Below are 25,393 nucleotides of genomic sequence, written 5' to 3'. Positions count from 1 at the left end.
CCTTTCTTATAAGGTTCTACTGGCCTTCTAACGAAAATACCAATATATAAAAACCACATTCAGATTTTTTCTATGATTATCAAATCAATTTTAAAAAAATTGTCGAGCCAAGGCCCGACCTACACCGACGGCTTAGGCATTTTCCTGCTATACTTACTTATGCCTGAGTTATTATCGTTTTCGAAAGATTTTTTTCTGACTGTTTTTCAAACAAATCGATCAACTTTATACTTCCGTACTCAGAAAGATGCAATTGATCACGATAGAATGGAAGACCGTTTGTATCTGTCATTGAGCATTTTTTGCTATCACAAAATAAATCATTCGGATCAAAAAAAACAACATTTGGATTGGTTTTTGATATTGCTTTAATTACTGATTGACTCAATTGAGTAAGAGAGTTCCTTTCTTTCAAATCGGAAATACATCCAGTAGATCTGCTAAATGGTCTAATACAGCTTTTGACATCTTTATTAAAAAGAAGATGAGGTAAAAAGATAATAACTTTTATATGATTCTTTTCTAGAAAATCTATTTTTCTTTTCAAGCGAGAAATGTAATCCTCTGACGGTGAGGCAAATAGACCTGCAATTATTGCATATTTTAGGGAGCCAACGTTTTGTTTAATAATATTATTTATAAACTTTTCTTGGTGTATGGGTCTCTCCCCCGCACAAGGAAAAGCTGGATCGGAAATATCAACTGACTTAGTTTTGTCAACTTTGGCCGCATCGCACGTGCCAATAGAAAGTATGGTCTCATTCGAGAATAGCTTACTATTTAATAACCCAGGATATAGCTGGTTTGCAAAACTATTCCCAAGCAAAATAACGGTTGGTTTCTTGTTTTTATTGGTCATACAAAACCACCATCGATAATCTTTTGCTTCATCAAAAGGATAGCGGTTTAAGCAAGTATCATTTTGTGTGTATTGCCAGGCAGGACCTACAAACTGGGCGTTTACTTCATTAAAATTTTTCCAGAAGGGTCTATTTAAAAAACCCTCCTTACTATTACAATAAAATCCCATTAAAGCAATCACCAACATAATCAAGATCAATAAATACACAATAAAATTTTTTTGATTTAAGCGTATTGGTTTCTCAACAAAAGAGTAGGTTCCCCAGGCGAACATAATCGAGATTAAAATAATCATTAATCCTGCTTTTATTCCTATATGATCCCCTTTCAGAATGAATGCGAAAGAAAGGATGGGCCAATGCCATAAATATAATGGGAAACTGATTAATCCGATCCAAATCAAAATACGATTGGATAAGATAACTTTGTTAAACCAGGCTCTAGGTCCAGCTAAAATAATCAACAAGGTTCCGATATTGGGTAAGATTGCCCACCAGCCCGGAAAAATTTTGGTTTTGTTAATAAATAAAAGGCTGATACCGAGTAAGATAAAACCCATTAACGAGCTAACATGTTGTAAAATATAATATTTTTTGTTTATATAACTCGCGCTCTGGAAGAGAGTTTTTCCTGATGTTAAGCGATTCTTATACAATGCAGCTGGCTTGTTGACAGTGCCTCTGGCTAAGCTATGTTCTGTGTCTTGTTCGCAAGACCTAGCGGCCGGAACAGCGGTTGAGACTTGTTTTTTAAAGATAAAATAGGCTAAAAGAGACCCTGCTACTAACTCCCAGAAACGAGTTTGGGGTGAGTAGAAAGCGGCGACTAAGTCGCGGTGCACCACGCTAATATTTAAGGTTAAGGAAACTATAAAAATAATCAACAGAACAAATGGAATAATCCGGGGCTTTTTCCAGATAAGATATAATAATAATGGCCAAATAATATAATATTGTTCTTCAATCCCTAGAGACCAAAGATGGAGTAAAGGCTTTGTTTCAGCCAAATTATCAAAATAACCCGCTTCAGACCAAAAAGTAAAATTTGAAAAAAAACCCGCACCGCTCAAAACGTGCTTACCTAGCTGTGCAAATTCATGCGGGAATAAAATAAACCACCCTACTATTAAACAAACTAACAATGTAATTAGAAGTGCTGGGAAAATTCTCTTGATACGACGACTATAAAATCTAAAGATGTTAAAATTATCATTAGTTAAATTATTAAGAATAATGCTGGAAATTAAAAAGCCCGAGATCACAAAAAAAATATCAACACCGATAAAGCCGCCTTTTATCAAAGTTGGAAAGACATGGAACCCAACTACTGATAAAACAGCAATTGCTCGCAAACCATCAATATCAGGTCGATAGTTGAGATCATAGTTAGACATTTTAATTTCCTTTTAAAATCAAGGTGCTTTCGTCATGTGCACATAATTAGCAGTAGATTATTCCAATTTTCAAATCATTGATAGATAAATTATTAGAAAATTGCATAGCCCTAGTAGGATGCCAAATAATAAAAAAGTAACAGCTTATGTGGGACTCTATGAATTAAAAAATCCACTAACTACATCAGCTTTCAAATCAAATTTTTCCTTATTTGTACTCTCCTTTTCCTGAAAAAAATGATGTGGATTTTTTTTTTCATACTGGCTTTTTATAAAGGTTTGTATGCTTGAAAAGAATGCTTCTGGAACATCAGATTCCATTGAATGATCTGCATTAGGAAATACGATAAACTTATTGTCTGGAATCCTGCTCGCCATAAATTCGGAATGTCTTTTATCGGTAACCCAATCTTCTTCCCCTACCAGAATGAGCGTTTTGCAGGCTATTTCATGCAAGCGATCTTCATAATCAAATGTTCGTAAAAATCCGCCAAATCCCTGGTTCAAAGGTTCGTGAGCAAAAGCATATTCCGGAGCTGGTCGACTTACAGGGAGCTTGTGTCTTTTTTTCCAAGAATACATGGAATCCATGGCATCAAAAAATTTATCTACCTCTTCATCACTTTTAAAACTCCCTTCCCATAACTGTTCACAGGCTTTTTGTTGCTCCAGGGTAGCTCTTTTTTCAACATTTATGCGCGCCGTCTCAATATTTTTATAGCTTGGAGAACCTGCTGCCAGAATAAGACTGGAAACATGTTTCGGATAATCAAGGGTATATCCCAATGCACACATAGCTCCGTAAGATTTACCCAATAAAACTATTTCATCCAAATTAAGGTATTTACGAATTTCATTAACATCTTGGATGTAGTTTTGCATGGTATATGAAGAAGGTTCGTGTTTATCGCTTAACCCACATCCTCTTGGATCAATGAATACCATATTACCTGTCTTACATAAGCATTCGTAATCCTTGTAGTGCGAATGGTTGGCACCAGGTCCGCCAGGAAGCATAAAAACATACGGCATTTTGTCGAGATTGTCCTCATTTTCACTGACTATCCGTATATGCAATCTGGTTTCCGGGCCATTATCTCTCACAGGGATATCAATAAACAAATCCTTAATCCACATGTAGTTCTCCTGATTTAAAAATAAATTCTAACACCCTTTTTCCCGATTGCAGCGGTATAAGCGATTCTGTTATAAAGACTCTTTAGCAGAGTTGGTGGCTTCAATCAGATTGGAGTGAAGAATTATATTCTGGTTTCCCAAAAAAATGCTATATCCAATAAAATAATATAAGTGTAGTCATTTCTTCTTTGACTATGCTCTACTTATTAATTTAAAAATTACTTTTTAGAAATTAATAACTTGAATTTTAAACAATAAAATCTAGTTCTCCAATCTCGTGAAAATTTTGAATTACAGAGGAGGTACTAATTACCGGAGCAAATAGAGGTCTTGGTTTGGAATATGCTCGCCAACTTAAAGATAAAGGATAATGATAGCCTATTATATCGTCTCATCATTGCTCAGGACACTGGGGATGCGATTCGTGGGGTAATGAGAGATGATGTTTACTGGGGTGGGGGTGAAGAAGCCTATACTTACTCTTTTCGAATTAGTTATTCTTCTTTAAGCTTTTTGCGACGAGCAAGTTCTGCTTCCGATGGTTTATCCAGCGCGAATGACCCTATCTTGACATCTCCTGCACGCACGTATGAGGCAGCGATGACTCCACTTGGAGAAACCAAACTTTCCAGCAACTTGAATCCAACCGGAATTGTACCTTTATCAAACAGACGTTTGCCATTGCCGAGCGTGATGGGAAATATTTTCAGCCAAAGCTCATTAACTAGGTCATGCTTCAGAAGTGTTTGAATGAGATTACCGCTACCATATACTTGCAATTCAGGTCCATCTTGCTCCTTAAGCTTTCTAATTTCTTGCGTGATATTGTCACTGAGGAGCACAGAGTTCGACCAACTAAGATTCTCAAGCGCTGTTGAGACAACGTATTTTTTCACACTATTGAATTTATCCGCGATTGGATCATCTTTTATATATGGCCAATAAGCAGCAAATATCTCATACGTTTTCCTGCCAAGCAATAAATCAAAGGGATGGCCCATTTGTTTGTCCATCACTTTGCCAAGGAACTCATCAAAATAAGGAAAGGTCCAACCTCCATATTTAAATCCGCCAGTGGGATCCTCTTCGGTCCCACCAGGAGCCTGCATCACACCGTCAAGAGATATAAATGATAGAACTACTAGTTTTCTCATTTTATTTTCCTTCATAAGCTCGCTTAAGCGTCGCGATATCAAATTTCTTCATTTGTAAAAATGCTTGCGTTAGCCGATCAATCTGCTTCCGGGTGCCATTTTTCATCATTTCGCCCAAAGCGATGGGAACTACCTGCCATGAAATTCCGTACTTATCCTTAAGCCACCCACACTGCTCCGCTTCCGGTACTGCAGAGAGCCTCTTCCAGTAATAATCAATTTCTTCCTGAGTTTCACAATTCACCATGAACGATATCGCTTCGTTAAAAGTAAAATCATGATTTTGGGCACTCTCCATCGCAGCGAACCATTTGCCTGAAAGTATAAAATTGGCAAATGCAATTGTCCCTTCTTTTTCTGGAGCTTGAGTAGAACTATAATAAGTGACATTGCCCCATTTTGAGTTTTTAAATATCGATATATAGAAATTGATAGCCTCTTCTGCCTTACCGCACACATTCCCGACGAACAGGAACGACGGCATGATGTGGGGCTGTTCTTCACTCCCGATATCCGAAAGAATGAGTTGCCATGAAAGACCGTATTTGTCCTGAACCCATCCATAGTATTTGCTAAAAGGATATTCTTGAAGCGGCATGAGCGCCCTGCCGTTGCTAAGCAACTTGTTCCATAGCAAATCAAGTTTTTCCCTGGCATCCTTTTCCTCTGCCTTATTGAAATTTACGATAAAGGAAACCGAAGGATTGAGTTTAAAAAAAGGTCCTGCGCTGATCGCCATAAAAGACTGGCTTGAAAGCTCAAAAGAAACAACATCACAATCTCCCGATGGCGTGTCATGGAGTGTTGTAATATTCCTAATTTTCGAGTTAGGAAACAAAGAAGTATAAAACTCGACAGCTTCCCTGGCTTCCTTATCGAACCATAAATGTGGTGTTATCTTATCCATGTATCTGGTCCCTTTTAACTTGTTTACTGGGTGCAACTTCAGCGCTTGCTTACCTCAAAAGTTCTTCTGGTACTTATAATGTATATCCTTTAAAACGAAATTATAGTATTAACTTAGTATAAACAATTTCTTTGAATTATCATTATCCTTAATTATTGTTTCATAATTGTGATTGTTCTCAAATAGCATCTTTAGGGGTAAAATCGAGTTCGTAAATCTTATGGGATACAAAGGAATTATTGACAAAAACCCGCCAATCAATAGAGCACTTTAATTGATCCGTACTGATTGAATAATAACTATTTTTCCCATCTTTAGTTCGTAAACAAGATGTTGAACCCGCGTGCAGTAATGCACATTGTTCTCCTTGATTCTTGGTAATTAATGCTAAATTGGCATAATGCAGATGACCTGTACAAACGATATGAACAGAACCTTCTTTTAAATAATTTATAAATTCTTCCGCATTATTTAAGGGATGATGCATCCCTGAAAAATATTTAAGGTTATGATGAAAAAATAAAATATTTAATTGTTTTGAGGCACCTGAAAAATGTTTTTTTATACGACCTAATGTCTTTTTACTTAGCCTACCATCTTTAATCTGGTACGGGGTGGCACTATTAACTCCAAGAATATTTACTTCTTTATTATTAAAACTTACCTCCAGCTGAGTAGAAATATAGTCTTTATAGCGTTTAAATGGATATAAAAAACGGCGGATGGGATTATCAAAAGGAATATCATGATTGCCTGGAACAATAAGCAGAGGCATAGTGAAGTGCTGTAAGAATTCTAATAATTGTTTATATTGCTTAGGACGAGCTCTCTGTGTTAAGTCCCCAGATATAATAATAATATCGGGTTTCAATAAGTTTAGATCCTCCAGAAGAGATTCAATAATCATAGAATTATGCATTCCAAAATGAAGATCGGAAATATGTATTATTTTCATGATGAACTCTTCAGAAGAATTAAAGAGCGGGGTAAAGTTCGATAATACAATGGAGTTTTTGTTTTGATGGTATCGCCATCTACAGAGATTTTAATTTCTTTCTCATTATTAAAATGGATTTCAATAGGATGTTTTGATTGAATTTTTTCAAAGAGATTTTTACTGAAAAATAGGCTTTGTATTATTTTAAATAGTTGAATTTTTCCCTGTTTAAAATAATAAAGTCCGAGCAATGCTTTTTGAAAGCTATCCCTTTTAATTGTTGCAGGAAACTTATAAGAATATACATTATTACTGACCATCAAAAAAGAAGTGTGAAACGATAAATCCAGGTTTTTGCTTTTTACAGTTAAAGAAAAGACTGGATGTTTTTTAAAACTCTGGATAAACCCCGGTATATAGCTTAACCACTTATTATAGCTCTTATTATACTGATCTCGTTTGTCGGCAAATTTTGGATAAAAGCCAATGGAAGAATTATTAATAAAAATAATGTCATTGACTGCAGCTAAGTCGATTTTAATTGTATGAGATTTTTTCAAACTGGTAACTATATCTTTAACGTCGCTAGGTAAGGCCTGTTCCTTAGCAAAATGGTTAAGAGTTCCTAAGGGAATTACCCCTAAAATTACTGAAGTATGGGCGCAATAATGAGCTGCTGTACGTATCGTCCCATCTCCTCCACCAATCAAAATAATTTTATATTTTTTAATACATTTCTTTATCGTTGCCGGCAAATTTTTTGGTGTAGCCTCATAGAGAATATAAGAAATATTCGCACTTTTTAAACCATCTAAATAGAGTATGGCTTTAGCGGAATTTTGGGCCATTTTATTTATAATAACAGCAATAGTATCCATCTATTCTCCTTTTGCTGTTAGAAAAGAACAATGTAATTTCTTATCTTACATTTTATTTCAAAAGTCACTTTATCATACAATTTCTCATAATCAGATTGATAAAATCTGAAATAAATGAGCTTCTATTAAAAGTAATAGATTTCTTTTTGAATTAGTCAATAATTTTGTTAAAAATAAAACCAAGCGTATCCTATTTGTTCATTTAGGGACTCTTCTAACTACTAAAGTAATCCATGGGTGATAGTCTCTATCTAAATTTGACTACTCGCCGACTTTGAATTTAATTTTTTACGATTCCGAATAGGTTAACCCCGTTTGAAGCAAAGGGCCTACGCTTACTAATTAAGTCATTAACAAATTATTTAAACCTAGCTTGGTTTTGATTGAAAATATAAATTGGTTTAACTATGCTTTAAAAAGTATAACAATTGTAAGGATTTATGACATGCCAAACAGTATTGTTCCCTTCCGAGTAGATTTCGAAAAGAATGGTACTTCAATTTCATCTAGAGATCAGGCAATTAAAATTTTGGATGAAGTAGCGAGATTACACGCTAATGGAGCTAAAACGGTTGGGATCACCTATTCTGCCAATCAAGCTCAAACAGATAAAATTATAGATACTTACAATAAAGGTGGCTGGAAAACAGGTACAAATGGAGCGAATCAGGCATCTGTTATATCCGAAATCGAGCAACTACTCACTGAGCCAAAATATCAACATTTAAAGGGCGTATACCGGACAGTTCCTATTACCACGATGAAATTCGACAGCAAAGGAAATGCAGGGCCAGCTGATGATGATTCAGTAAAAAAAAGTCTTAGCCATGCTTCTCAATTTATGGATGATGGAGGCGTGTTACTAGGCTGGACTAATCAAAAAACCCCTGAAGGAAGATTGGCAATTGGTGGTGGTGTGGCTGCTGGTGTGCAGACATCAAGCCAAAAACAAATGATTAACGATTGGGTAAAGAACAATCTACAGCCACCAACTTTGGAAGACAATCTACCATTAGCACCTCCTAAGGAAACAGTTTCCGGGACTTCTGAGATGCAGGATCTGCAAGCTCTTGCCCGTAAGAAAAAGAGTACTAGTATTCAAAGTGAACAAACTGAAGCTTTGCTTGAAGCCTATAAAAAACATTGCGGGGAAAAATGGTTTAAGGATAACCCGCCTCAGAAAGATGAAGAGGGTCGATTAAACCTATCTTTTAAATCTGATGAGGACATGGCTGCCTTTTTTAAAGAACAAGCTGACTTAGGAAAAAGTTTTATTATGATTGATGAAAAAACCAATAAAGTCATTGCTTTTTCTAATGGTGATGGAAAGCTCTACAGGCCAGGAAAAGATGGTCCGCAAGAGATTACAGATAAATCTATAACACCAAAAGAAAGTGAAATGAGCGATCTTCCCGAGCTTGATAAATTTAAAATGCCTTCAAAAGAAACAACACAAGAGTCTGTTACTCCGCTTCAGCAAGCGTAACCTGTGTGTTTTTCTTCGACTAATTAGCATGGGGAAAAAGGTTTTATTGCTGAGACAGCAATGAACTATTGGATATATATCTTTTAAATAGTGATTGTTTTATAAGTGCTGAGAATAAAAGATGATTACTCCACCTAAAACGCTTTTACCCCAATTTTTTGCCGAGCAAGGTTGCTTGATAAGAATGATAGGAGGAGCTCATGATGCAACGGAGAAAGAGAGCTTAGCCATTCAAGACATTGAAGATGGTGCGCTCTATAACCGCCCTTCTAGCTTTATTACAAAGAATGTTTCCGTGACTAAAGAGAGGTTAAATATGAACTTTTGGCAAGCCGCCTGCATTTTTTATTCAATGAACTTATATATTGTAATTTTTTCATAATCAATGACTTTATGAAAATCTAAAACTCCTTTATATGAAGTTATTTTTCCATAAAAATCAACCTGTAAGTTTAAAAGATTATTCAAAGATTCTTTGAATTTATCATCTAAATTATTATACCAATTTGGGTTTATACTATATTATCATTATTGAAGAAAAAATATGTAAGTAAATAATTAACCGAGCTTTTTCCCTTGAATGAATTCGAAGAACAGTATCTTCATTGTGAATTAAAGCCATTAGCGGCCAGTTCTTCTAATGCTGGAAATACCAATAACGCACAACCAGCTAATTCTTCCATGAGTTGCCATTGGGTAGAGGAAGGAATGGGAAAGCCAATGAGCGATTGAAAGTATTCTTTTCGATGAAAAGGCATGGCCATGTAGTATTTTTGTAAGGCTAACATGGCTTTAAAACTTGGATGATACTTTTCCTGGTGAACATGAGCTGGAATATTGGCTGAAAAGATCTCATTGCATAAAGCGCATCGTAGCTTCTCAATCCAATATTTATTAACGGAAGCTAAATTCTGTTCTTTGATATTAATAAGGATGACGGGATTGATGGAATAAAGCCTGCCACCACAGTGATGTGGCATAGTTGTCCAGTACTTAGGGACTCTCTAAGGCATTGGTGTGTTCCTGTGCATTGATGTAGGCGGTATGCGGAAGGCGCCCATGTCCTGTGGGTTCTTTGGGCTCATAGCTCTCATCATTTGAAGGGCTGGTTTCGGATTCTTCTGCATCGGCGTTATTCTCTTCTTCCTTTGGAGATTTGTCTTGTTGTTTCGTAGCCTTATCTCCTATGCCAAAGATAAGTCGCTTTAAATTGGATACAGTTATTTTATGCTCGACCAATGCGCGCGCGGGATCCAGGAGGCCAGGTGAATACACCCAATGACAAAAGGTTTTGTTCCCTCTGGTAAGTTTGATGAGTGTACCAATGCAATGATCTGATCAACGTCTTCTTGTGATTTTTCAATGACAATCGGTAGTTCTTTTGCTGGTGTCATTTAGCAACCCTGCTCCTCTTAAGGGCAGCAAGGTTAGCTAGCAGGCGTAATAAAATCAATAGGTTGGGACGAAAATAATGACTCAATGCTTTTTTGCCGCAAATCTACAGTAAATTTAAATATGATTGTAACTGCATATTTTACGTAATGCATATAAACGCGCTTTAAGATCAATTGACTATAATTTAAACAACAAAGGCATTTGCTCTTGAGGTTTTTATTAGATGTCAATTTTTAAATTTGAAGCCAAACGGCCGAAATTAAAGCGTAAAGAAATTTCTCATATTTTAGGTTTAAAAGATAATCCATTTGATACCGCCTTTAAAAATGAAGGTTGGTATGTTGAGAATGCTCAAGAAAGTATAAAAAGCAGATATAAAAATTTAACTAACGGGCGTCCAGTAGCATTCAATCCAATAAAAACTCAGTCTCAAAATCAGTTTGCCAAGAAAATTAAAGATCTTGCTTTAGGAGATTACTCTGGTTTTGCAACAAGATGGCATAAGCATGCATTTACCTTACATGTGATGAAAGATCAGAATGGAACCCATTTTGTATATACAAATCGAGGAGAACGCCATTTAGGTCCAGGTAGCAATGCAACTATAAGGGTATTTACAGTACCTGATGCCGATCTTGAGAGATTTTCTAAAGATATATGGACCGCATTTACTTCTGAAAAGCGTGATGTTGTATCTAAATTTATCGAAGATAATAAATCTTACTCAACCGCACCAAGCAAACTTCAAAAATCGAATCAAAAAGTAGGAAATTGCTCGATTGCCAATTCGAATATTGCTTGGCATTTTCAGCTGGCCTCTGACTATTTAAAAAAAAATCCGGGTAAAACATATGAAGAAGCATTAATCGCCACGAAAGAAGGGTATAGGGAATTACGTAAGCAAGATAGGATAGAGGCATTTAAAGATCTCTTGGCTCTTCAAACGAATGCTAATTATTCTCAAGATGCTCACATGAATGATGTCCTGCAAGCGCTTGGTAAATTAAATAGAAAAAGTGCTCACGGCCCAAATTATATTCAAATGTTACTCCAAGATCCCGAAGTTAGTACAAAATTAACAAGAATGCTAGCCCAACCCGATTTTAAACATCACTTGGATAACTTTTTAGGTGAAATCAAAGGATTCACTCATCGAGAGGGAATACGCAAAAAAATGGAGGCAATGCGGGATAACATTTTAGGTGCTTCTTTTGCGAAATTACCAATATCAGAGCAAGAAAAGCTTATAAAACAAGATCCTTCATTACAAAAATATTCTGCGCATTTTAAAAATTTCGCTACCAAGGAACAGCTTGCTCATTTACTCGGAGAATTCGATACTGGGACATCACCAAAATGGAACCCGATTATTCAAGACGGGATTGGATGGATTGGCATCGACAATACGCCTAACCACAAGCCTGGCATTGTAACTCGGGATCATAAAATTGAATTAAATGATAATGGAGGTTTTATCGTTCGGAATAAACCCTCTTATCAGATCAATACAAATTTAGAAGAATGTGAGAAAATAATAAACGGTGTATTAAGACGCATACCACAAGATGTAATTATTCCAAAGCTTAAATCAATTCCTTCTCCTTCAGTCCCTACAGCGGTTCCTTTTTTGCCTACGAATCATCAACAAGTGGCTCAATTGTTAAAGGAGACTAAGGGAAAAGATAGTTTTTCCTGGAAGGAGCTCGCTGACGATAAGTTTGGCCGAATTGGTATCGATTACGTCCCACCTTATGCCCCAGGTATTATCACGAGAGATCATAAGATAGAGCTAAGAGACGATGGAACGTTCAAAGTTTTAAATAAGTATCACAACGAAAATGGCATTTCTTATGAGGAAAATACGGATAATCCTCAGGAAATTATAGCGAGTATTTTAAAGCGTATCCCTCAAGAGGCTGTTGTTTCGTTGCTAAATTCTGCTCCTAAATTAAATCCTATATCTCCTAAGACTACTTCATCAACTGCATTGGATCCGGCTAAAGTAGAATTGCTTTCTCGCTTAATTAATCATTATGCCACAGGTAATTGGAAAGAATATGCAGACCATATTGAATTCGGTATTGGATTTAAAAGCAAACTACCCAGCATGGCATTTCACAATTATCAATTGATGATAACCGCTGATCCCAACAAACCAATTATCATTTTAGATAAAGCTCAAAACAATAAGCCAGTCAATGATGCACTGCGTGGTCAAATATTAGATGCCATATTACAGGATGTCGAAATTCAACGATTGCAAACAGCAGTGCCTTCTGTAGCGGATAAAGCCAAAATAGAACGAATCACTCGTTTGATTAATCATTATGCAACCGGCGCTTGGGAAAAGTTTGCGGATAATATCGAGTTTGGTATAGGAAAAAAAAGCAATCTACGTACCTTGGTTTTTGACCACTATCAACTGATGGTACCTAATGATCCGAATAAACCGCTTATCGTATTAGATAAGGCTCAAGGATATAAGGCCATAGATGAGGTACAGCAAGGTGCAATACTAGATGAGATATTAAAAAGTGCTAATATAAAGCAATTGGAATCCGCTATGATTCCTGAGCTGGATAAGGTTAAAGCGGAACAAATTACTCAGTTGATTAATCGCTACGCAATTGGTGATTGGCAGAAGTTTTCAGATAATATCGAGTTTGGTATAGGCAAAAAAAGCAATCTACGTACCTTGGTTTTTGACCACTATCAATTGATGGTACCAACGGATCCAAGTAAACCACTTATCTTATTGGATAAGTCCCAAGGAAATAAGCCAGTAGACCAGGCACAGCAAAATTCAATATTAGATACCATATTAAATAATCCTAAAATTAAACAATTACAAACAGCGATGCTTCAATCAGATAAGCCTGCGCCAATTAAAGAAAAACCTTCAGTTTCTTGGATACCCGATAGAAATAAAGAAGGAAAAAAGGTGGCATGCTGCACGTTTAAAACAGAGCAAGCAGCTCAAGCTTTTGCGGAACAGTGGCATGTCAAACGACAAGGTCAAAAAATTTATTTGGGTGAAGATAGGATTGATTCTGCTATAAAAAATAATCTACCGCAACAAATAGAATTTGCACAACAGTTACAGTCACAGAAGCCTAAGCACCGCATTTTGAATAAATATGGCTTTCAGGATCAACCAAGGAAGCATGATTATCTTATAGATACTAATAGCTTGGATAAAAAAACAGATGTTCAATTTAAACCAGAAGAAATGCAATCTTTTAAACAACGGTATAAATCTCAGGTAGGTGATTGTTTAAAAACTAAAATTTTAAATGATTTTAAGAAGCGGATAGAATGTACTTCTACGATAAAAGAATTAAATGATTTAAAAGATGTATTAGTAAAATCACCCGAATATCATACATTAAAAACAGCGCAGCGATGGTTTACTCAAGCCACAGGTATTAACACATCTTCGGTAGATGCATTTGAAAAAATGTTTAAAGATCAAAGAACTAATATTAATAATCAAGCCAAAACTGAAGCCATTACATCAGAGGAAAAATATCATCCCAACAATCACTAAGCCGTTTGCTTGCAAACGGGAGTTAACTTATCACTTAACTCCCAAAGAAGAAATCTCAGACCAAGAAAATGAAATTAATGCAGACAATAAAGAGCATTTCGTCTTAGTTAAATTTCTCCTTTGAAATAATAATGTGTCATCCATTTTCTCCAGCAAATATAGCCTGGATGCTTGCAACTTTCTCTTGATCACACCTGTCCTACACCCGTCAGGGTAGAGGAAAGTTAATGATTGGCTATCGGGAATGCATTAGTTACTAATGTTAATTAAGAATTAATTAATGTTGAATGGATATAGTCTAATGAATATTATTAGGAGCCAATTATGAGAAGAATATTAATTACTTATCTTTTTTCTTTCATGTTTCTTTCTCAATCTTTTGCAGCAAAACCAACTGATCTTGTTTTGCTACTACGTGTCAATCCAACAGATAAAACAAAAATTTATGCTCAGTTTGTAAAGGATACAGTTATTGCAAAAGATAATAATACAAATAAAACAAACATGCCTAACTATCATGTTACAGCAGGATGGATTATAAACGGAAAAAGCGATAAAAACTTGGAAAATATGATGAAAGATGAGCTAAAAGCTGAATCACCAATAGACTATTTTTTTGGAGAAGCGGGTATTTATCAGGTATCGCCATCATGTCCTAAGCCAACACCAAACAATAAAAAATGTACTCGTAATGCGATTGTATTGTTTCCGGATGAATCAACTAGAAATGAGTTAAAAAACATTAACTTGAAATTGGCTTTATTACTTAAAAAATACAATCAGGATTATCATACAAATTTCAAAATGTATGCAGATATTACTCCAGAAAATTATACACCCCATATCTCTTTAGCAGCTACCAAAAAAGTCCTTCCAAAGAATAGAGAGAAAGCAGTAATACAATTAAATGATAAAATAAAAGACAGTAGTTTTAAATATACGAGAATAAAATGAACTCCCCAAGCAAAATAAAGGATACGCTGCAGGTTTAAGACAATTTAATGTAAGTTTTACATTTTTACTCTCTGAGTCTAAGCTATAATCTTATTGCTTGAAAGGAACTCCTAATCTCATGGAGAGATATGATGAAAATTTCCCGAAATATGATGAATAAAGCCATTGAAGCTAAAATCATTACAGAAAAACAAGCGAATGATTTAATTGAATTCATAAAAAATCTTCCCGAACAAAGTCCAGGATTTAATCTAACGAATGTTCTTTATTATTTTGGTGGACTTATTGCTATAGGTGCCATGACATTATTTATGAACCTGGGATGGGAAATGTATGGAGGCTGGGGAATTTTATTTCTCTCCGTGTGCTATTCCATTCTGGGTGTTGCACTGACTCATAAGTTATATAATATCGGTTATAAAATACCCGCCGGAATATGTGCCACCTTTGTAATCTGTCTTACTCCTCTAGCTATTTATGGATTACAACAAGGCATGGGCTGGTGGCCAGATAAGAGCGTGTACCAAGACTATCATGTCTATATCAAATGGAACTGGATCTTCATGGAATTAGGGACTCTTATCGTAGGAATTATACTGGCCTGGATCTACCGCTACCCCTTTATGATTATGCCGATTGCAGTTACCCTCTGGTACATGTCTATGGATCTTACTTCTATGCTTGATCCTGAAAATTATACCTATGAGCTAGGCGCTATGGTTTCTATGTATTTTGGCATAATTACCGTATTAATAGCTTTTTGGGTGGACGTTCGATCAAGAAATTCAGCAGACTTTGCTTTCTGGCTTTATATATTTGGAGTGATAACTTTTTGGGGAGGACTCAGCGCACAACACTCAGATAATGAGCTTTCTAAATTTATCTATCTGTGCATCAATCTTTTAATGATCTTGATTGGAGTTATTCTAAACAGAAAAGTATTTGTATTATTCGGCGCTTTAGGCAGTTGTTACTACCTAGGATATTTGGCATTCAAGGTCTTTAAACTCAGTTACTTATTCCCTGTTGCTTTGACAGTTATTGGCTTTGGTATTATTTATTTAGGTATTCTTTGGCAAAAAAATGAAGCGAAACTAACGCATACAATTCGCTCGATATTACCCCAACCTTTACAGGATTTATTACAATCTAGAGATCAAATGGAATAGAATTTTAGACAGCAGCCATTTAATGCAGTTTTAATTCTTTAAATTATTGATGCATCCCAATGCATTGATTATTGTTGATTTAAATAAGAAATTAAAATTCTAATCGTTGATTCATTCTATTTTGTAACTCTACTGCTCTATCGACTAATTTTCCTGTACCGGTACGAAGTAAACCATTCCCTTTATCATATTTATGATTGATTTCCATTTTTTTTTCTAAATCTTTGAGAGTTATTTCTCCTCTTAAAAAATCCTTTGTTGCTTCCAAAACGTTTATTTTGTGAGGATATCTTCCATAAGTAGGATATTTTTCCTGGTCTTGTTTTAGGAGAACGATTTTCCCATCAATTTCATTAATAAGATCTCTAATATCTTCAGGTTCTCCTACATTATTGTGTCGAATTTCAATTAATTTATCTTTAAAATCGAGAGTAACATTATCCTCAATCTTTGCATTACTTGATCGTTTTAAATGATAATCATCAATTGCCTTTATTCTGGCCTCCAGATTTTGAATTTCAAAATCATTGATAGCTTTCTTCAGATCTTCTGAAAATATAAAATGAAGATTTTCCAAAAATATATTTGCCTGGGGATCTTGCGCTTCTCTATGTATTAACCCATCAATTACTTCTTCATTCATTTCTGTTGAATAATCAAAAATACCTAAATCATCTTTTTTTATAACCCTTCGGCATTCAATTAAGGCATAAACGTATTCAATTGCTTGAAGCTTTTGATAGTAGTCAGTGCTTATAATGCCGCAAGTTTTTTCAATATAATTAGGATCTGCCTGTACTTTAGAATGAATTTCTCGATAAATAGCATTTAGTTCATTAATCAGGCTTTTATCGAGAGTGCTTGTAAAACAAGCGCGTTGCAACAACCAAATCCCTTTTTCTAGATATTCAGACTGACCCGTCTCACTAAAATAATTTTTCATGCAAAATTTAATTAATGAGTTAGTTATTTTTCTATTTCCCAAATCAATACGTTGTAAATTTTTTAATAGCAAATCAAATTCTTCTGCTTCACTTTGTGTATCTAATTCAGTTTCTTGAGTTTTTTGTGGCAATGTAAAGCCATGAACTTGAATGTGCGAAAGTCCCAATTTGTCTAGCATGAGGTGTAATTCCTGTACATTTTCTTCTGGAGTAAAGAGAAGTTTTACCGTTTGCATATCCAATTCCCCTGTATAAATTTGCTCATCGGGTGAACCCATTGAAAATGGAATTGGTTTTGCTGTAGAACAATAGATGATTGGATACTGATTAAATAGTTGCCTTATAAATAGGTCATCGGCAATAAAAGGTATATTTTCCCCAGCTAAGAGCTCTCCTATTTCTTTCATATATTTAGCAAAATATTTTACAATTTTTATTTTTCCCTCGGGGTCTTGTGTACGTTTTAATAGATTTTCTTTTTCATTTTGTAAGAGTTGTAAATAATAACCTCGTTTCTCATTTCCACCATTTGCATCCATGATCATTAAATTTGTTGCTGTCATTACCAGCATTTTGAGTACTGTAAGATAAGTAGCTGGACTAATTTGGGTAATTAAGTTCTCCATATTTTGATGGAACGAATGAATGTCAGTATGTCGTTTAGATCTATTGGCAAAACCATAAACCACCTCAATATCACTTACTTTTGTTCCCATTCCCGATAAAGAATCATAATTGACGCCTAATTTTCTACTTCCAGCTGTGCCAAATACCCCTTTAGAAAGCTCTCCAGAAATAGGATAAATTCCGTATTTTTTTCTTAATATACCTGTAGGAATTAACGATTGAGGGATTTCTTGTGTGCCTTGCCGTGTGGAAACCGTTTTTCCCATAAATGCAAAGGGCGCCGAGCTTCCACCATGAATAAATTGAATCGGTTCTTTTTTTGGATCTTGATTATATTCTTCTACTATTCCAAAAATTCTTTTTATTTGAAGCTCTTCCTGAGACTCTTTCTTAGCTTTCATTTTATAAATACTCCTAAAGTTGATTTATCACAGTTCAAAAATGGGGTATTTATAATTATTATATAAACTCTTTGGGTTAAATTTATACATTTGACGCTATTTAGCTTTCAATATGTCATGATTTATTAAGTGACTGTAGTTCTCTTATAAAATTCGTTGCAAGTCTCAAGCCCTCAGCTAATTTATTATGAATTTCTGGATGCATATTTTGATCTTGAGCTTCCATTTCATTACGTAAATCAAGGGCAATGTCTTCAAGTAAACGAATTTTTTCTTCTTTACTTATATTTCGATGATAAATTTCTAATACTTCTGCGTCCCTGTTCATATTTGTGCCTATATATTCATTGATTTGTATCAATTATAGTACAAAGAGCTCCTTAGTCTGGTTTATCTAACATCAGCATCAATAAAATGTACCATCTTTCTCGATTCAATAAGTTTGTTGGACATATTCATTAGCTAGATCAAATAAGTACGCAACATGCTAGCCAATCTTTCATACAGATCTAAAGAGGAATAGGGATTAGTAGATAGACCTGCTTCTCCTTGTGAGAAAAATGGGCTTTGCGGATAGATGACTCAATCACGTATCGTTATAACTGCATTTTCCTTTTTGCAGAATCAATCGCAGAAAAATTAATTCAGCACGTTCCATTCTAAGGATGACTATGAAAATAAGGTATTTTGTAAAAATTAAATAGGATAAATAATCCAATATAAAATAAAACTTGTAGGTTGGAATTGTTAAATCTAGCATTAATAAATAGCACCTCCAAATCATTCTATTGGTGCTGCATATGGAGGAGAAAGATTAAAAACCACCGGCTTGAACTTGGGGAGTTTTATGAAGACATTACGATTCATCACGATCATGCTGACGGCGTTGAGCTTGAGTGCAGCGTTTGCCCATCTTTTGGAATTGCCGGCCAAACTTACTTATGACAGCGCGCTGTGGCTTAACCTCTTACAAACCCTCTATCCAACTTTTGGAAGAGTCTCAGGGGTTTGTGAAATCGGAGCGGTTGTTACCTCTTTGGTGCTGGTTGTTGCTATCCGCAACCATCCGAAGGCATTTTTTTGGACTTTGCTCGCTGCATTATGCCTTGTCGTGACTCACGCAATCTTCTGGATCTGGGTCGCTCCGGTAAACGCTGCGCTTGTACCACTGTCACCCGACACCCTGCCTCCTGATTGGACTCGTTTGCGGGACCAGTGGGAGTTTGCACACGCTTCACGCGCGATTCTTCAGATTGTCGCCCTTGCTGCTTTGGTGCTTTCTCTTCTTGTTGAACTGCCACCCGTGCGACGTAGCAAACAAGCATAGATTAATCTATTTGGCGTGCTAGCTCTCCTTTATCCTGTCAGGGCTAAATAAGGACTATAATTAATCAATAGATCTTTTTCAGGAGAGCTCCATGTTAAGCCCATCGATTAGAAAATACATGCATAATCATGATATTGCATATAAGACTATCAGCCACTCTAGAGCATATACAGCATCACAATGTGCGCAAGCAGCGCATATTAAAGGAAATTGTTTTGCTAAATCTATAGTTGTCAAATTGGATGGAAAATTTGCACTCGTAGCAATTCCCGCCCATAGTCGTCTGGATTTAAATCTATTAAAAAGAGAAACTCAGGCAAAACGTGCAGAAATTGCTAAAGAATTTGAATTTCAAGACAGGTTTACCGACTGTGAAGTTGGAGCGATACCATTGTTTGGTGAACTTTATGGCATGGATGTCTATCTTGCAGATAGTCTTGCACATAAGGAATGGTTGGTTTTTAATGCTGGTAATCATACTCAACTTCTGAAAATCAAAAGTGAAGATTTTTTAAAGTTAGTGCATCCGAAAACTTTATCGGAATGTTAAATACGCTATCTAAGCGAAATGAGTATGCTGTGATTTAGTATTAAAATAAACCTCTAAGTTATTTTACAATTTTCATGCACGCTAATGATGCAGTCTTATGATTTCATTCTAATTCTTTGCATGTGGATGATTCCCATGTTTCAAGCTGCCGGTGTTTTTTGACTCTCCATATAAATCACCCAAATAATCATTCTAAATTAATTATAAAGGTTAATTTTATTCTAATCGGGTAGCATCCACCCAAAGGTTACTACATCTCCATACCCCTACGTTAAGCGAAAAAAACCGACTAAACAGTTTAATTGGGTCCAAGAATACTTTGCCAAAAGGCGCACAGAACCAAATAATGACTATAATAAATACAAGTAACGTATAAAAATATGAACGCTCTAATTACTTTTGTTTTTTGAAGTATATTTATTTATTCGGAGTGTGGGCATGAGTATTGGGAAGCTACGCTTTTTTAGCACAAAACCTCAAAGTATTGGTGGATTAGCATCAACAATAGAACGCAATGTGCCTTATTATAGAATTCATGGTACTTTTCCTGAGGATGGCTTGCCAATAAGAGGTAGTTTTGACAGAGTAACAATCGAGGCTTTAACTAAATACTTATCGGAAAACAAACCTCTAATAACATATGGAGGAGCTGTTGCTCTTAATGATTTATTCACAGGCTTTTTAAAAGATAAAGAAATTGAAAATGGAACGAGTGGATTAATCGTGGGCGTTGCAGAAAGACTAATCGTATTATCTTCTCTATATGAATCGTTTCTCGATCATAGAGATATCATTCCAGAAGAATGTACCCATGAAGCAATTATCGAGAGTTTACCTGCAGAGCGTATTATTGCGTATATAACGGATTTAAAAGACTTGCTAAATGGAGAAATTGTAAGAAATCACTTTGCGGATGTAAATTCCTCATTGCCCCCAACAGTTACGCTACCTGAAATGGAAGATTCTGACTTTGTACACTCTGTATGGGAATCAGTCATGTCTTCCAAAGTTACATTAAAAAATGAATTTTAATGAAACATTAACTTGCTGCATTTAATATTTTCTTAATATTTTGTCACTATATTTATCATTTTAACTAATAAAGGATAAATATGAACTTTCAAGATTCTTTCTTTGAAGAACGCTACAATGAATACTGGAATAAAAATGTAGTACCATTGGATGCAACGATCCGCAAATCTCCTTCAAGTCTTAATTTGTTTGAAAAACGAATGAATGTGACTCAATTAATTGGAGCATATCAACAACATGTTTTGAATATTTTATACAATTTGGATCGTCAATCTTATCAGTTTGAAGATAAAAAATATGTGCAGGCATACATGAAAAATACCGTGAGTCAAACGGTTGAAGATTTTTCTTTTTATGCAAAAATATTTCCTGAATCTAAAGAAATTTGCTCAAAATTTTTAAAGACTCTGGGTGTAAGCTCACTCCCAGAAGCTGAACAAACTGTAGCAACTTCGTATATTCCCATGATGTAATTTTTGCTCATGGGAGGGTAATGCCCGTATCTAAGTCCATGTTCAATACAAGCTAACCCTACTTGATTGCAGTAATTAATTAAAAGACTCGGCAGAGTATCTTCTTTGAGGTAGATCCTGATGATCGGAGTCTTTTACATGATGAAGTCTACTTGCCTTATCTTCATCAAAGAAATATGGAGAATACGTCAACTCGGCTCTCGAAGGTTTTTTTACAAAACAGAAAAATGTTGCTTTTGCTACATCCGTTGGAGAACGTACTTCCTCTCTCATCAAGGTAAACCCTAGTTGCTGGGTTATCCTATCAAGAATATTTTTAGAAAAATAAAGAGATTGATATTCGGCTTTAAATTTTAAAATAGCCATCTTAGCATCCGAAGGGGTAGGAATTTGATTTTTATCGATACTGTATCTGAGGTTTAATAAAATATGGGATAAATCCAGTATGTCCTCATCAAAACAATTCGCATGCTCTGACAAAAAAAGTACTCCCCCTGGTTCTAGAATTTGGCTTGCCTGTTTTAAACTGTTGAGCTGTGCTTGAAATGAAGGGAAATGATGTAATGAATGATTATACATAACTACCGCAAATTTTTTCCCTTTAACTGCACTTACCAGATCGCTGCCATCATATACATAATAGTTATGAAGTTGAGCCATGTAATGATTTTTTCTTTTTTGATCACTGCTCGTTTCACCACCCCAGTCAATCTCAGTTTGAATATCAATTGCATTTCCTTCCATCTCTAAATGCTGGCTTACTAAATAAGTCATTACACAATCACCAGCACCTACATCAAGAAGAGCTTTTCCTTTCAATTTTTCCTTCTGTTGCGGTGAAAAATGAGAGGTGATAATACGCGCAATATTTGCAGATTTATAATGCTGATACTCTTTATCAGTCATTGCAAACTCCTTTTTATACTGCATGCCAACTGAAAGATACCATTTATGGATTAATGCAGCAGCCTCAGTATCAGGGGTTTCTAAAGGTAAATCTTGTAGTGTTGTAATAAAATCCAATACTGCTTGTTTTTCTATATCTGCAAATGCATATAAAAAAGCTTTTTCTGCTTCTTTTTGACGAGACTTGAACTTTAATAGTTTAATTATTTGATTAGACTGAATGATTTGCTGTGGAGTTGAAGTTAGGACAGGAGCTTTTTTTGAAACTTCATCCATTGGCATAAAATTAGAATTTTCCTGACTGGGGTCATGATTATTGTTATTCGTAGTTGTTGGCATATCACCTCTATAATTAATTTAAATTGGTGTGCATTATATGCTCAACTGTTATTATTTTCAATCCACTCTGTTCCTTTATATCTCACTTAATTTAAATGAGTATTATTCATGATTTAAGTGGGAGTTGCTGAAAAATACTTTTGTGGTGTATTCTGGTTTTGCTTTGGCTGGGATGCTGCGAATTTATGAAAGAATCTTATTTCCATTTCTCTACAACACTAGGATTATTATTTGCTAGTTTTCTCGTATTCCTTATTTTTTTAGGAATTTGGAATATATTCCAAACAAAACATACTATATTAAGAAACTTTCCTCTCATAGGCTATGTGCGTTATATCTCTGAATCATTAGGGGTCTATTTAAGACACTTTTTTTTTACTCGCGACCGGGAAGAGTTACCTTTCAATCGTACCGAACGTACGTGGATTTATGAAGCAAGTAAGAATACCGATACAACTATAGGATTTGGAACTACTCGTGCCCGAAAACCGAATACAATATATTTTGTTGACTCACCTTTTCCTGTGCTAAAACGATATGTAGTAAAGGCGCATTCGGTTACAATTGGAATTCATTGCAAATACCCCTATACAACAAACTCATTAATCAATATTTCGGCAATGAGTCATGGCTCCATTTCACAAAATGCAATTCTTGCTTTATCGCATGGTGCAAAAAAGGCAGGTTGTTGGCTCAATACAGGGGAAGGTGGATTATCCCCTTACCATTTAGCAGGTGGATGTGATTTGATTGCTCAGATCGGATCCGCAAAATATGGATACCATGATGAAGACGGTAACCTTTCTGATGAAAAATTAAAAGAAGCAGCGGCACATCCTCAAGTTAAAATGTTTGAAATTAAACTAAGTCAAGGTTCAAAACCAGGAAGAGGTGGAATATTACCCGCTGTTAAGGTAACAAAGGAAATTGCTAAAATTCGGGGAATCAAACCTCACGAGGACTCTATTAGCCCCAATCGCTTCCCTGAAATCTCAAATTCATCTGAATTACTCAATCTAATTCATCATGTAAGAGAAATAACCGGAAAACCTACGGGATTTAAAGTCGTTCTTGGCGATTATGAATGGTTGGATGAGTTATGTGAGGAAATCATCAAACGCGGTTTGGAGTACGCACCAGACTTTATTACCCTTGATGGTGCTGAGGGAGGAACGGGAGCTTCTCCTTTAACACTCGCGGATTATATGGGTCTATCTCTAAGAGAAAGTCTTCCTGTTCTTGTTGATAAATTAGTAGAATATGATTTGCGTGATCGAATCAAAGTCATTGCCTCCGGAAAATTAATCACCCCAGGAATGGTAGCATGGGCACTTTGCGTTGGAGCTGATTTTGTTAATTCAGCGCGCGGATTTATGTTCGCACTTGGCTGTGTACAAGCACTGAGATGTCATAAGAATACATGCCCGACTGGAATTACAACCCATAACAAATGGTTGACCCGAGGCTTAAACCCCAAAAACAAGGCTGTTCGCGTCTATCATTATGTCAAAAATCTCACCAATGAAGTAGGGATCATCTGCCATTCCTGTGGCGTAGAGGAGCCACGAGAGTTAAGACGACATCATGCACGAATTGTCTCAGAGCATGGTACATCCGTTTCCTTAGCAGATATCTATCCTTCAAAGGAAAAAGGATCAAAAACTAACAAAAAGCAGAAATCATAAAAAATCCCAAGTGCAATAAAGAATACCGCCAAAGGAAGTTTCTAAAATGAGAGCGCAACAACTAAGCTTTGATTTTACACAAACATGCAATAAATCATCAAATTACACAATTTTATCGGGATCGTACTTATTACTTACTTTCAAGTTTTTTTGCTACACTACAATAAATCCGATTCGAAATCTTTTATTATCGGCAAATTGATAATCTGATCAATAAATAGCTAAAGTAGAATAAGGAAATTCGATATATGAACTATTTAGATCTTATTCTAAAAACTCTAAATAAATTTGCGCAAAATTTTATTGCGCTTATTCCAAATTTCATTATTGCCATTATTTTTGCCTTTATTACTTATTTTCTCGCGAAATTAATTAGTCGTCTGGTGAGTTCGTTTTTACCGAGAATAGCAATTCGCGCCAATTTAGTAACAATTTTTCATAAATTAACCATTGTCATAGTGTGGTTTTTGGGGATATTAATTATTTCAGCTATTCTAATTCCCTCAGTAACAACAGCAAATGTTTTGGCAACTTTGGGGTTAACCTCTGTCGCAATCGGTCTGGCATTCAAAAATGTTTTTGAAAATTTTTTTACTGGCATTTTGATCTTACTCAGAGAACCTTTTAGCATTGGTGATTTTATTGAGGTTGAGTCAGGGCAAGAGGATATTCAAGGGTATGTTCATCGTGTTTCCGTTCAAAATACACATTTGCGTAAAACGGACGGTACACGGATATTTATCCCGAACTCTAAAATGTATTCGAGTATAGTTCGGGTATATACTGATGAATCCCTCAGACGCGAAAAAATTGTTTGCAGTATTGATTTTGAAACCGATATAGAAAAAGCTCGTTCCGTCATTACAAAAGCTATGGAGCAGTGTAAAACGGTTTCTAAAGATAAGTACATTCAAGTCTATGTGGTTTCTTTTTCTTCTAATGGTGTTGACTTTGCAATATATTGGTGGACAAATCCTGAACCCAGCCAGCAACGTCGTTCACTTGATGAAGTACTCACAACGATTAAAAAAGCACTTGATGAGGAAAAAATCCCGATGACCTATTCCACTCCGGTGAGCTTTATTGAGCCTTTGATGCTTCATAATAAAGAAAAAAGTGGATCCCAAAATAAAGCAAAAAATGAATCACAAAATACAGAAGAAAATAAAAAACATAATAATGGGTCCGAGCCTTCTTAGATCAGCTATTTAAGTACTCGCTTTTCCCAGAACAAATCAGTTCTGTACTGGATCAATTAAAAAGAATAAAATCTTTCTTGTCTTTTTATTTT

The 25,393-nt window shown here is 35.5% G+C and carries 23 protein-coding genes and 1 pseudogene; 12 read left to right on the top strand and 12 right to left on the bottom strand.

Annotated elements, in window-relative coordinates:
* Positions 1-157: 157 nt before the first annotated feature.
* A complete protein-coding gene (locus FOLKNPGA_RS08160; protein WP_182352565.1) occupies positions 158-2,254 on the bottom strand; it encodes an acyltransferase family protein in 2,097 nt (698 codons plus the stop codon).
* A gap of 156 nt (positions 2,255-2,410) precedes the next feature.
* Positions 2,411-3,391, bottom strand: a complete 981-nt coding sequence (locus FOLKNPGA_RS08155) for an alpha/beta fold hydrolase (protein WP_182352564.1) — start codon at positions 3,389-3,391, stop codon at positions 2,411-2,413.
* Between the two features lie 387 nt (positions 3,392-3,778).
* Here FOLKNPGA_RS08155 and FOLKNPGA_RS19195 point away from each other — a divergent pair.
* Positions 3,779-3,862 (top strand): annotated as a pseudogene (locus FOLKNPGA_RS19195) (3D domain-containing protein); the annotation flags it as partial.
* Between the two features lie 23 nt (positions 3,863-3,885).
* Here FOLKNPGA_RS19195 and FOLKNPGA_RS08145 read toward each other — a convergent pair.
* The 4 genes from FOLKNPGA_RS08145 to FOLKNPGA_RS08130 form a co-directional block, all read right to left on the bottom strand.
* A complete protein-coding gene (locus tag FOLKNPGA_RS08145) occupies positions 3,886-4,545 on the bottom strand; it encodes a dihydrofolate reductase family protein (protein ID WP_182352563.1) in 660 nt (219 codons plus the stop codon).
* Between the two features lies 1 nt (position 4,546).
* A complete protein-coding gene (locus FOLKNPGA_RS08140; protein ID WP_182352562.1) occupies positions 4,547-5,452 on the bottom strand; it encodes a VOC family protein in 906 nt (301 codons plus the stop codon).
* Between the two features lie 178 nt (positions 5,453-5,630).
* Positions 5,631-6,407 (bottom strand): metallophosphoesterase, encoded by a 777-nt coding sequence (locus FOLKNPGA_RS08135; RefSeq protein ID WP_182352561.1) that lies wholly within the window; start codon positions 6,405-6,407, stop codon positions 5,631-5,633.
* The gene (locus FOLKNPGA_RS08130; RefSeq protein ID WP_182352560.1) at positions 6,404-7,267 is read right to left on the bottom strand and encodes a diacylglycerol kinase family protein; all 864 of its coding nucleotides are present in this window, start codon (positions 7,265-7,267) and stop codon (positions 6,404-6,406) included. The genes FOLKNPGA_RS08135 and FOLKNPGA_RS08130 overlap by 4 nt, the downstream gene beginning before the upstream one ends.
* Positions 7,268-7,646: 379 nt before the next feature.
* Here FOLKNPGA_RS08130 and FOLKNPGA_RS08125 point away from each other — a divergent pair, with 379 nt between their 5' ends.
* A complete protein-coding gene (locus FOLKNPGA_RS08125) occupies positions 7,647-8,753 on the top strand; it encodes a hypothetical protein (RefSeq protein WP_255466072.1) in 1,107 nt (368 codons plus the stop codon).
* 121 nt (positions 8,754-8,874) lie between these two features.
* Positions 8,875-9,135 carry a hypothetical protein gene (locus FOLKNPGA_RS08120; RefSeq protein WP_182352559.1) on the top strand — a complete coding sequence of 87 codons (261 nt, stop codon included), beginning with the start codon at positions 8,875-8,877 and terminating at the stop codon, positions 9,133-9,135.
* Positions 9,136-9,355: 220 nt separating this feature from the next.
* Here the strand turns inward: FOLKNPGA_RS08120 and FOLKNPGA_RS08115 are convergent, their stop codons facing one another.
* Genes FOLKNPGA_RS08115 through FOLKNPGA_RS08105 form a run of 3 tightly spaced genes read right to left on the bottom strand, consistent with a single transcriptional unit; the run spans position 9,356 to position 10,147 of the window.
* Entirely contained in the window at positions 9,356-9,733 is a 378-nt protein-coding gene (locus tag FOLKNPGA_RS08115; protein WP_182352558.1) for a hypothetical protein, read from the bottom strand.
* A 13-nt stretch (positions 9,734-9,746) separates the two neighbouring features.
* Positions 9,747-9,992 (bottom strand): hypothetical protein, encoded by a 246-nt coding sequence (locus FOLKNPGA_RS08110; RefSeq protein ID WP_182352557.1) that lies wholly within the window; start codon positions 9,990-9,992, stop codon positions 9,747-9,749.
* Complete coding sequence (locus FOLKNPGA_RS08105) at positions 9,974-10,147, bottom strand: hypothetical protein (protein WP_182352556.1); 174 nt, start codon at positions 10,145-10,147, stop codon at positions 9,974-9,976. Before FOLKNPGA_RS08105 ends, FOLKNPGA_RS08110 begins: the two co-directional genes overlap by 19 nt.
* A 224-nt stretch (positions 10,148-10,371) precedes the next feature.
* Between FOLKNPGA_RS08105 and FOLKNPGA_RS08100 the strand changes: the two genes are divergently transcribed.
* The 3 genes from FOLKNPGA_RS08100 to FOLKNPGA_RS08090 all read left to right on the top strand — a co-directional run bounded on the left by FOLKNPGA_RS08100 (position 10,372) and on the right by FOLKNPGA_RS08090 (position 15,818).
* Complete coding sequence (locus tag FOLKNPGA_RS08100) at positions 10,372-13,695, top strand: hypothetical protein (RefSeq protein WP_182352555.1); 3,324 nt, start codon at positions 10,372-10,374, stop codon at positions 13,693-13,695.
* 324 nt (positions 13,696-14,019) lie between these two features.
* Positions 14,020-14,649 (top strand): hypothetical protein, encoded by a 630-nt coding sequence (locus tag FOLKNPGA_RS08095; RefSeq protein WP_182352554.1) that lies wholly within the window; start codon positions 14,020-14,022, stop codon positions 14,647-14,649.
* 131 nt (positions 14,650-14,780) lie between these two features.
* Positions 14,781-15,818, top strand: a complete 1,038-nt coding sequence (locus FOLKNPGA_RS08090; RefSeq protein WP_182352801.1) for a DUF2157 domain-containing protein — start codon at positions 14,781-14,783, stop codon at positions 15,816-15,818.
* 91 nt (positions 15,819-15,909) lie between these two features.
* On the opposite strand, the gene FOLKNPGA_RS08085 is transcribed toward FOLKNPGA_RS08090, so the two are convergent.
* Both FOLKNPGA_RS08085 and FOLKNPGA_RS08080 read right to left on the bottom strand, forming a co-directional pair.
* On the bottom strand, positions 15,910-17,790 hold the full coding sequence (locus FOLKNPGA_RS08085) for a hypothetical protein (RefSeq protein WP_182352553.1): 1,881 nt from the start codon (positions 17,788-17,790) through the stop codon (positions 15,910-15,912).
* 115 nt (positions 17,791-17,905) lie between these two features.
* Positions 17,906-18,118: a hypothetical protein gene (locus FOLKNPGA_RS08080; protein ID WP_182352552.1), complete on the bottom strand. Its 213-nt coding sequence runs from the start codon at positions 18,116-18,118 to the stop codon at positions 17,906-17,908.
* Positions 18,119-18,637: 519 nt separating this feature from the next.
* Between FOLKNPGA_RS08080 and FOLKNPGA_RS08075 the strand changes: the two genes are divergently transcribed.
* The 4 genes from FOLKNPGA_RS08075 to FOLKNPGA_RS08060 all read left to right on the top strand — a co-directional run bounded on the left by FOLKNPGA_RS08075 (position 18,638) and on the right by FOLKNPGA_RS08060 (position 21,172).
* On the top strand, positions 18,638-19,117 hold the full coding sequence (locus FOLKNPGA_RS08075) for a DUF1772 domain-containing protein (RefSeq protein WP_182352551.1): 480 nt from the start codon (positions 18,638-18,640) through the stop codon (positions 19,115-19,117).
* A 91-nt stretch (positions 19,118-19,208) separates the two neighbouring features.
* Positions 19,209-19,667 carry an aminoacyl-tRNA deacylase gene (locus tag FOLKNPGA_RS08070; protein ID WP_182352550.1) on the top strand — a complete coding sequence of 153 codons (459 nt, stop codon included), beginning with the start codon at positions 19,209-19,211 and terminating at the stop codon, positions 19,665-19,667.
* A gap of 438 nt (positions 19,668-20,105) precedes the next feature.
* Entirely contained in the window at positions 20,106-20,699 is a 594-nt protein-coding gene (locus FOLKNPGA_RS08065; RefSeq protein WP_182352549.1) for a hypothetical protein, read from the top strand.
* Between the two features lie 80 nt (positions 20,700-20,779).
* Positions 20,780-21,172: a hypothetical protein gene (locus tag FOLKNPGA_RS08060; protein ID WP_182352548.1), complete on the top strand. Its 393-nt coding sequence runs from the start codon at positions 20,780-20,782 to the stop codon at positions 21,170-21,172.
* Positions 21,173-21,247: 75 nt separating this feature from the next.
* Here FOLKNPGA_RS08060 and FOLKNPGA_RS08055 read toward each other — a convergent pair whose 3' ends face one another.
* Positions 21,248-22,417 (bottom strand): bifunctional 2-polyprenyl-6-hydroxyphenol methylase/3-demethylubiquinol 3-O-methyltransferase UbiG, encoded by a 1,170-nt coding sequence (locus FOLKNPGA_RS08055; protein ID WP_182352547.1) that lies wholly within the window; start codon positions 22,415-22,417, stop codon positions 21,248-21,250.
* 185 nt (positions 22,418-22,602) lie between these two features.
* On the opposite strand from FOLKNPGA_RS08055, the gene FOLKNPGA_RS08050 reads away from it, so the two are divergent.
* Entirely contained in the window at positions 22,603-24,102 is a 1,500-nt protein-coding gene (locus tag FOLKNPGA_RS08050) for an FMN-binding glutamate synthase family protein (protein WP_182352546.1), read from the top strand.
* A gap of 248 nt (positions 24,103-24,350) precedes the next feature.
* On the top strand, positions 24,351-25,301 hold the full coding sequence (locus FOLKNPGA_RS08045; protein ID WP_182352545.1) for a mechanosensitive ion channel family protein: 951 nt from the start codon (positions 24,351-24,353) through the stop codon (positions 25,299-25,301).
* Positions 25,302-25,393: the final 92 nt, after the last annotated feature.

It is taken from the genome of Legionella sp. PC1000 (genome assembly GCF_014109805.1).
Lineage (GTDB): Bacteria > Pseudomonadota > Gammaproteobacteria > Legionellales > Legionellaceae > Legionella > Legionella resiliens.
The sequence above is the reverse complement of the archived record's forward strand: the minus strand, read 5'-3'. Positions and strand labels throughout refer to the sequence as shown.

Coding starts and splice junctions, on each gene's coding strand:
- FOLKNPGA_RS08160 (WP_182352565.1), bottom strand. CDS start 2,254: ATGTCTAACTATGATCTCAACTATCGACCTGATATTGATGGTTTGCGA.
- FOLKNPGA_RS08155 (WP_182352564.1), bottom strand. CDS start 3,391: ATGTGGATTAAGGATTTGTTTATTGATATCCCTGTGAGAGATAATGGC.
- FOLKNPGA_RS08145 (WP_182352563.1), bottom strand. CDS start 4,545: ATGAGAAAACTAGTAGTTCTATCATTTATATCTCTTGACGGTGTGATG.
- FOLKNPGA_RS08140 (WP_182352562.1), bottom strand. CDS start 5,452: ATGGATAAGATAACACCACATTTATGGTTCGATAAGGAAGCCAGGGAA.
- FOLKNPGA_RS08135 (WP_182352561.1), bottom strand. CDS start 6,407: ATGAAAATAATACATATTTCCGATCTTCATTTTGGAATGCATAATTCT.
- FOLKNPGA_RS08130 (WP_182352560.1), bottom strand. CDS start 7,267: ATGGATACTATTGCTGTTATTATAAATAAAATGGCCCAAAATTCCGCT.
- FOLKNPGA_RS08120 (WP_182352559.1), top strand. CDS start 8,875: ATGATTACTCCACCTAAAACGCTTTTACCCCAATTTTTTGCCGAGCAA.
- FOLKNPGA_RS08115 (WP_182352558.1), bottom strand. CDS start 9,733: ATGCCACATCACTGTGGTGGCAGGCTTTATTCCATCAATCCCGTCATC.
- FOLKNPGA_RS08105 (WP_182352556.1), bottom strand. CDS start 10,147: ATGACACCAGCAAAAGAACTACCGATTGTCATTGAAAAATCACAAGAA.
- FOLKNPGA_RS08100 (WP_182352555.1), top strand. CDS start 10,372: ATGTCAATTTTTAAATTTGAAGCCAAACGGCCGAAATTAAAGCGTAAA.
- FOLKNPGA_RS08095 (WP_182352554.1), top strand. CDS start 14,020: ATGAGAAGAATATTAATTACTTATCTTTTTTCTTTCATGTTTCTTTCT.
- FOLKNPGA_RS08090 (WP_182352801.1), top strand. CDS start 14,781: ATGAAAATTTCCCGAAATATGATGAATAAAGCCATTGAAGCTAAAATC.
- FOLKNPGA_RS08085 (WP_182352553.1), bottom strand. CDS start 17,790: ATGAAAGCTAAGAAAGAGTCTCAGGAAGAGCTTCAAATAAAAAGAATT.
- FOLKNPGA_RS08080 (WP_182352552.1), bottom strand. CDS start 18,118: ATGAACAGGGACGCAGAAGTATTAGAAATTTATCATCGAAATATAAGT.
- FOLKNPGA_RS08075 (WP_182352551.1), top strand. CDS start 18,638: ATGAAGACATTACGATTCATCACGATCATGCTGACGGCGTTGAGCTTG.
- FOLKNPGA_RS08070 (WP_182352550.1), top strand. CDS start 19,209: ATGTTAAGCCCATCGATTAGAAAATACATGCATAATCATGATATTGCA.
- FOLKNPGA_RS08065 (WP_182352549.1), top strand. CDS start 20,106: ATGAGTATTGGGAAGCTACGCTTTTTTAGCACAAAACCTCAAAGTATT.
- FOLKNPGA_RS08060 (WP_182352548.1), top strand. CDS start 20,780: ATGAACTTTCAAGATTCTTTCTTTGAAGAACGCTACAATGAATACTGG.
- FOLKNPGA_RS08055 (WP_182352547.1), bottom strand. CDS start 22,417: ATGCCAACAACTACGAATAACAATAATCATGACCCCAGTCAGGAAAAT.
- FOLKNPGA_RS08050 (WP_182352546.1), top strand. CDS start 22,603: ATGAAAGAATCTTATTTCCATTTCTCTACAACACTAGGATTATTATTT.
- FOLKNPGA_RS08045 (WP_182352545.1), top strand. CDS start 24,351: ATGAACTATTTAGATCTTATTCTAAAAACTCTAAATAAATTTGCGCAA.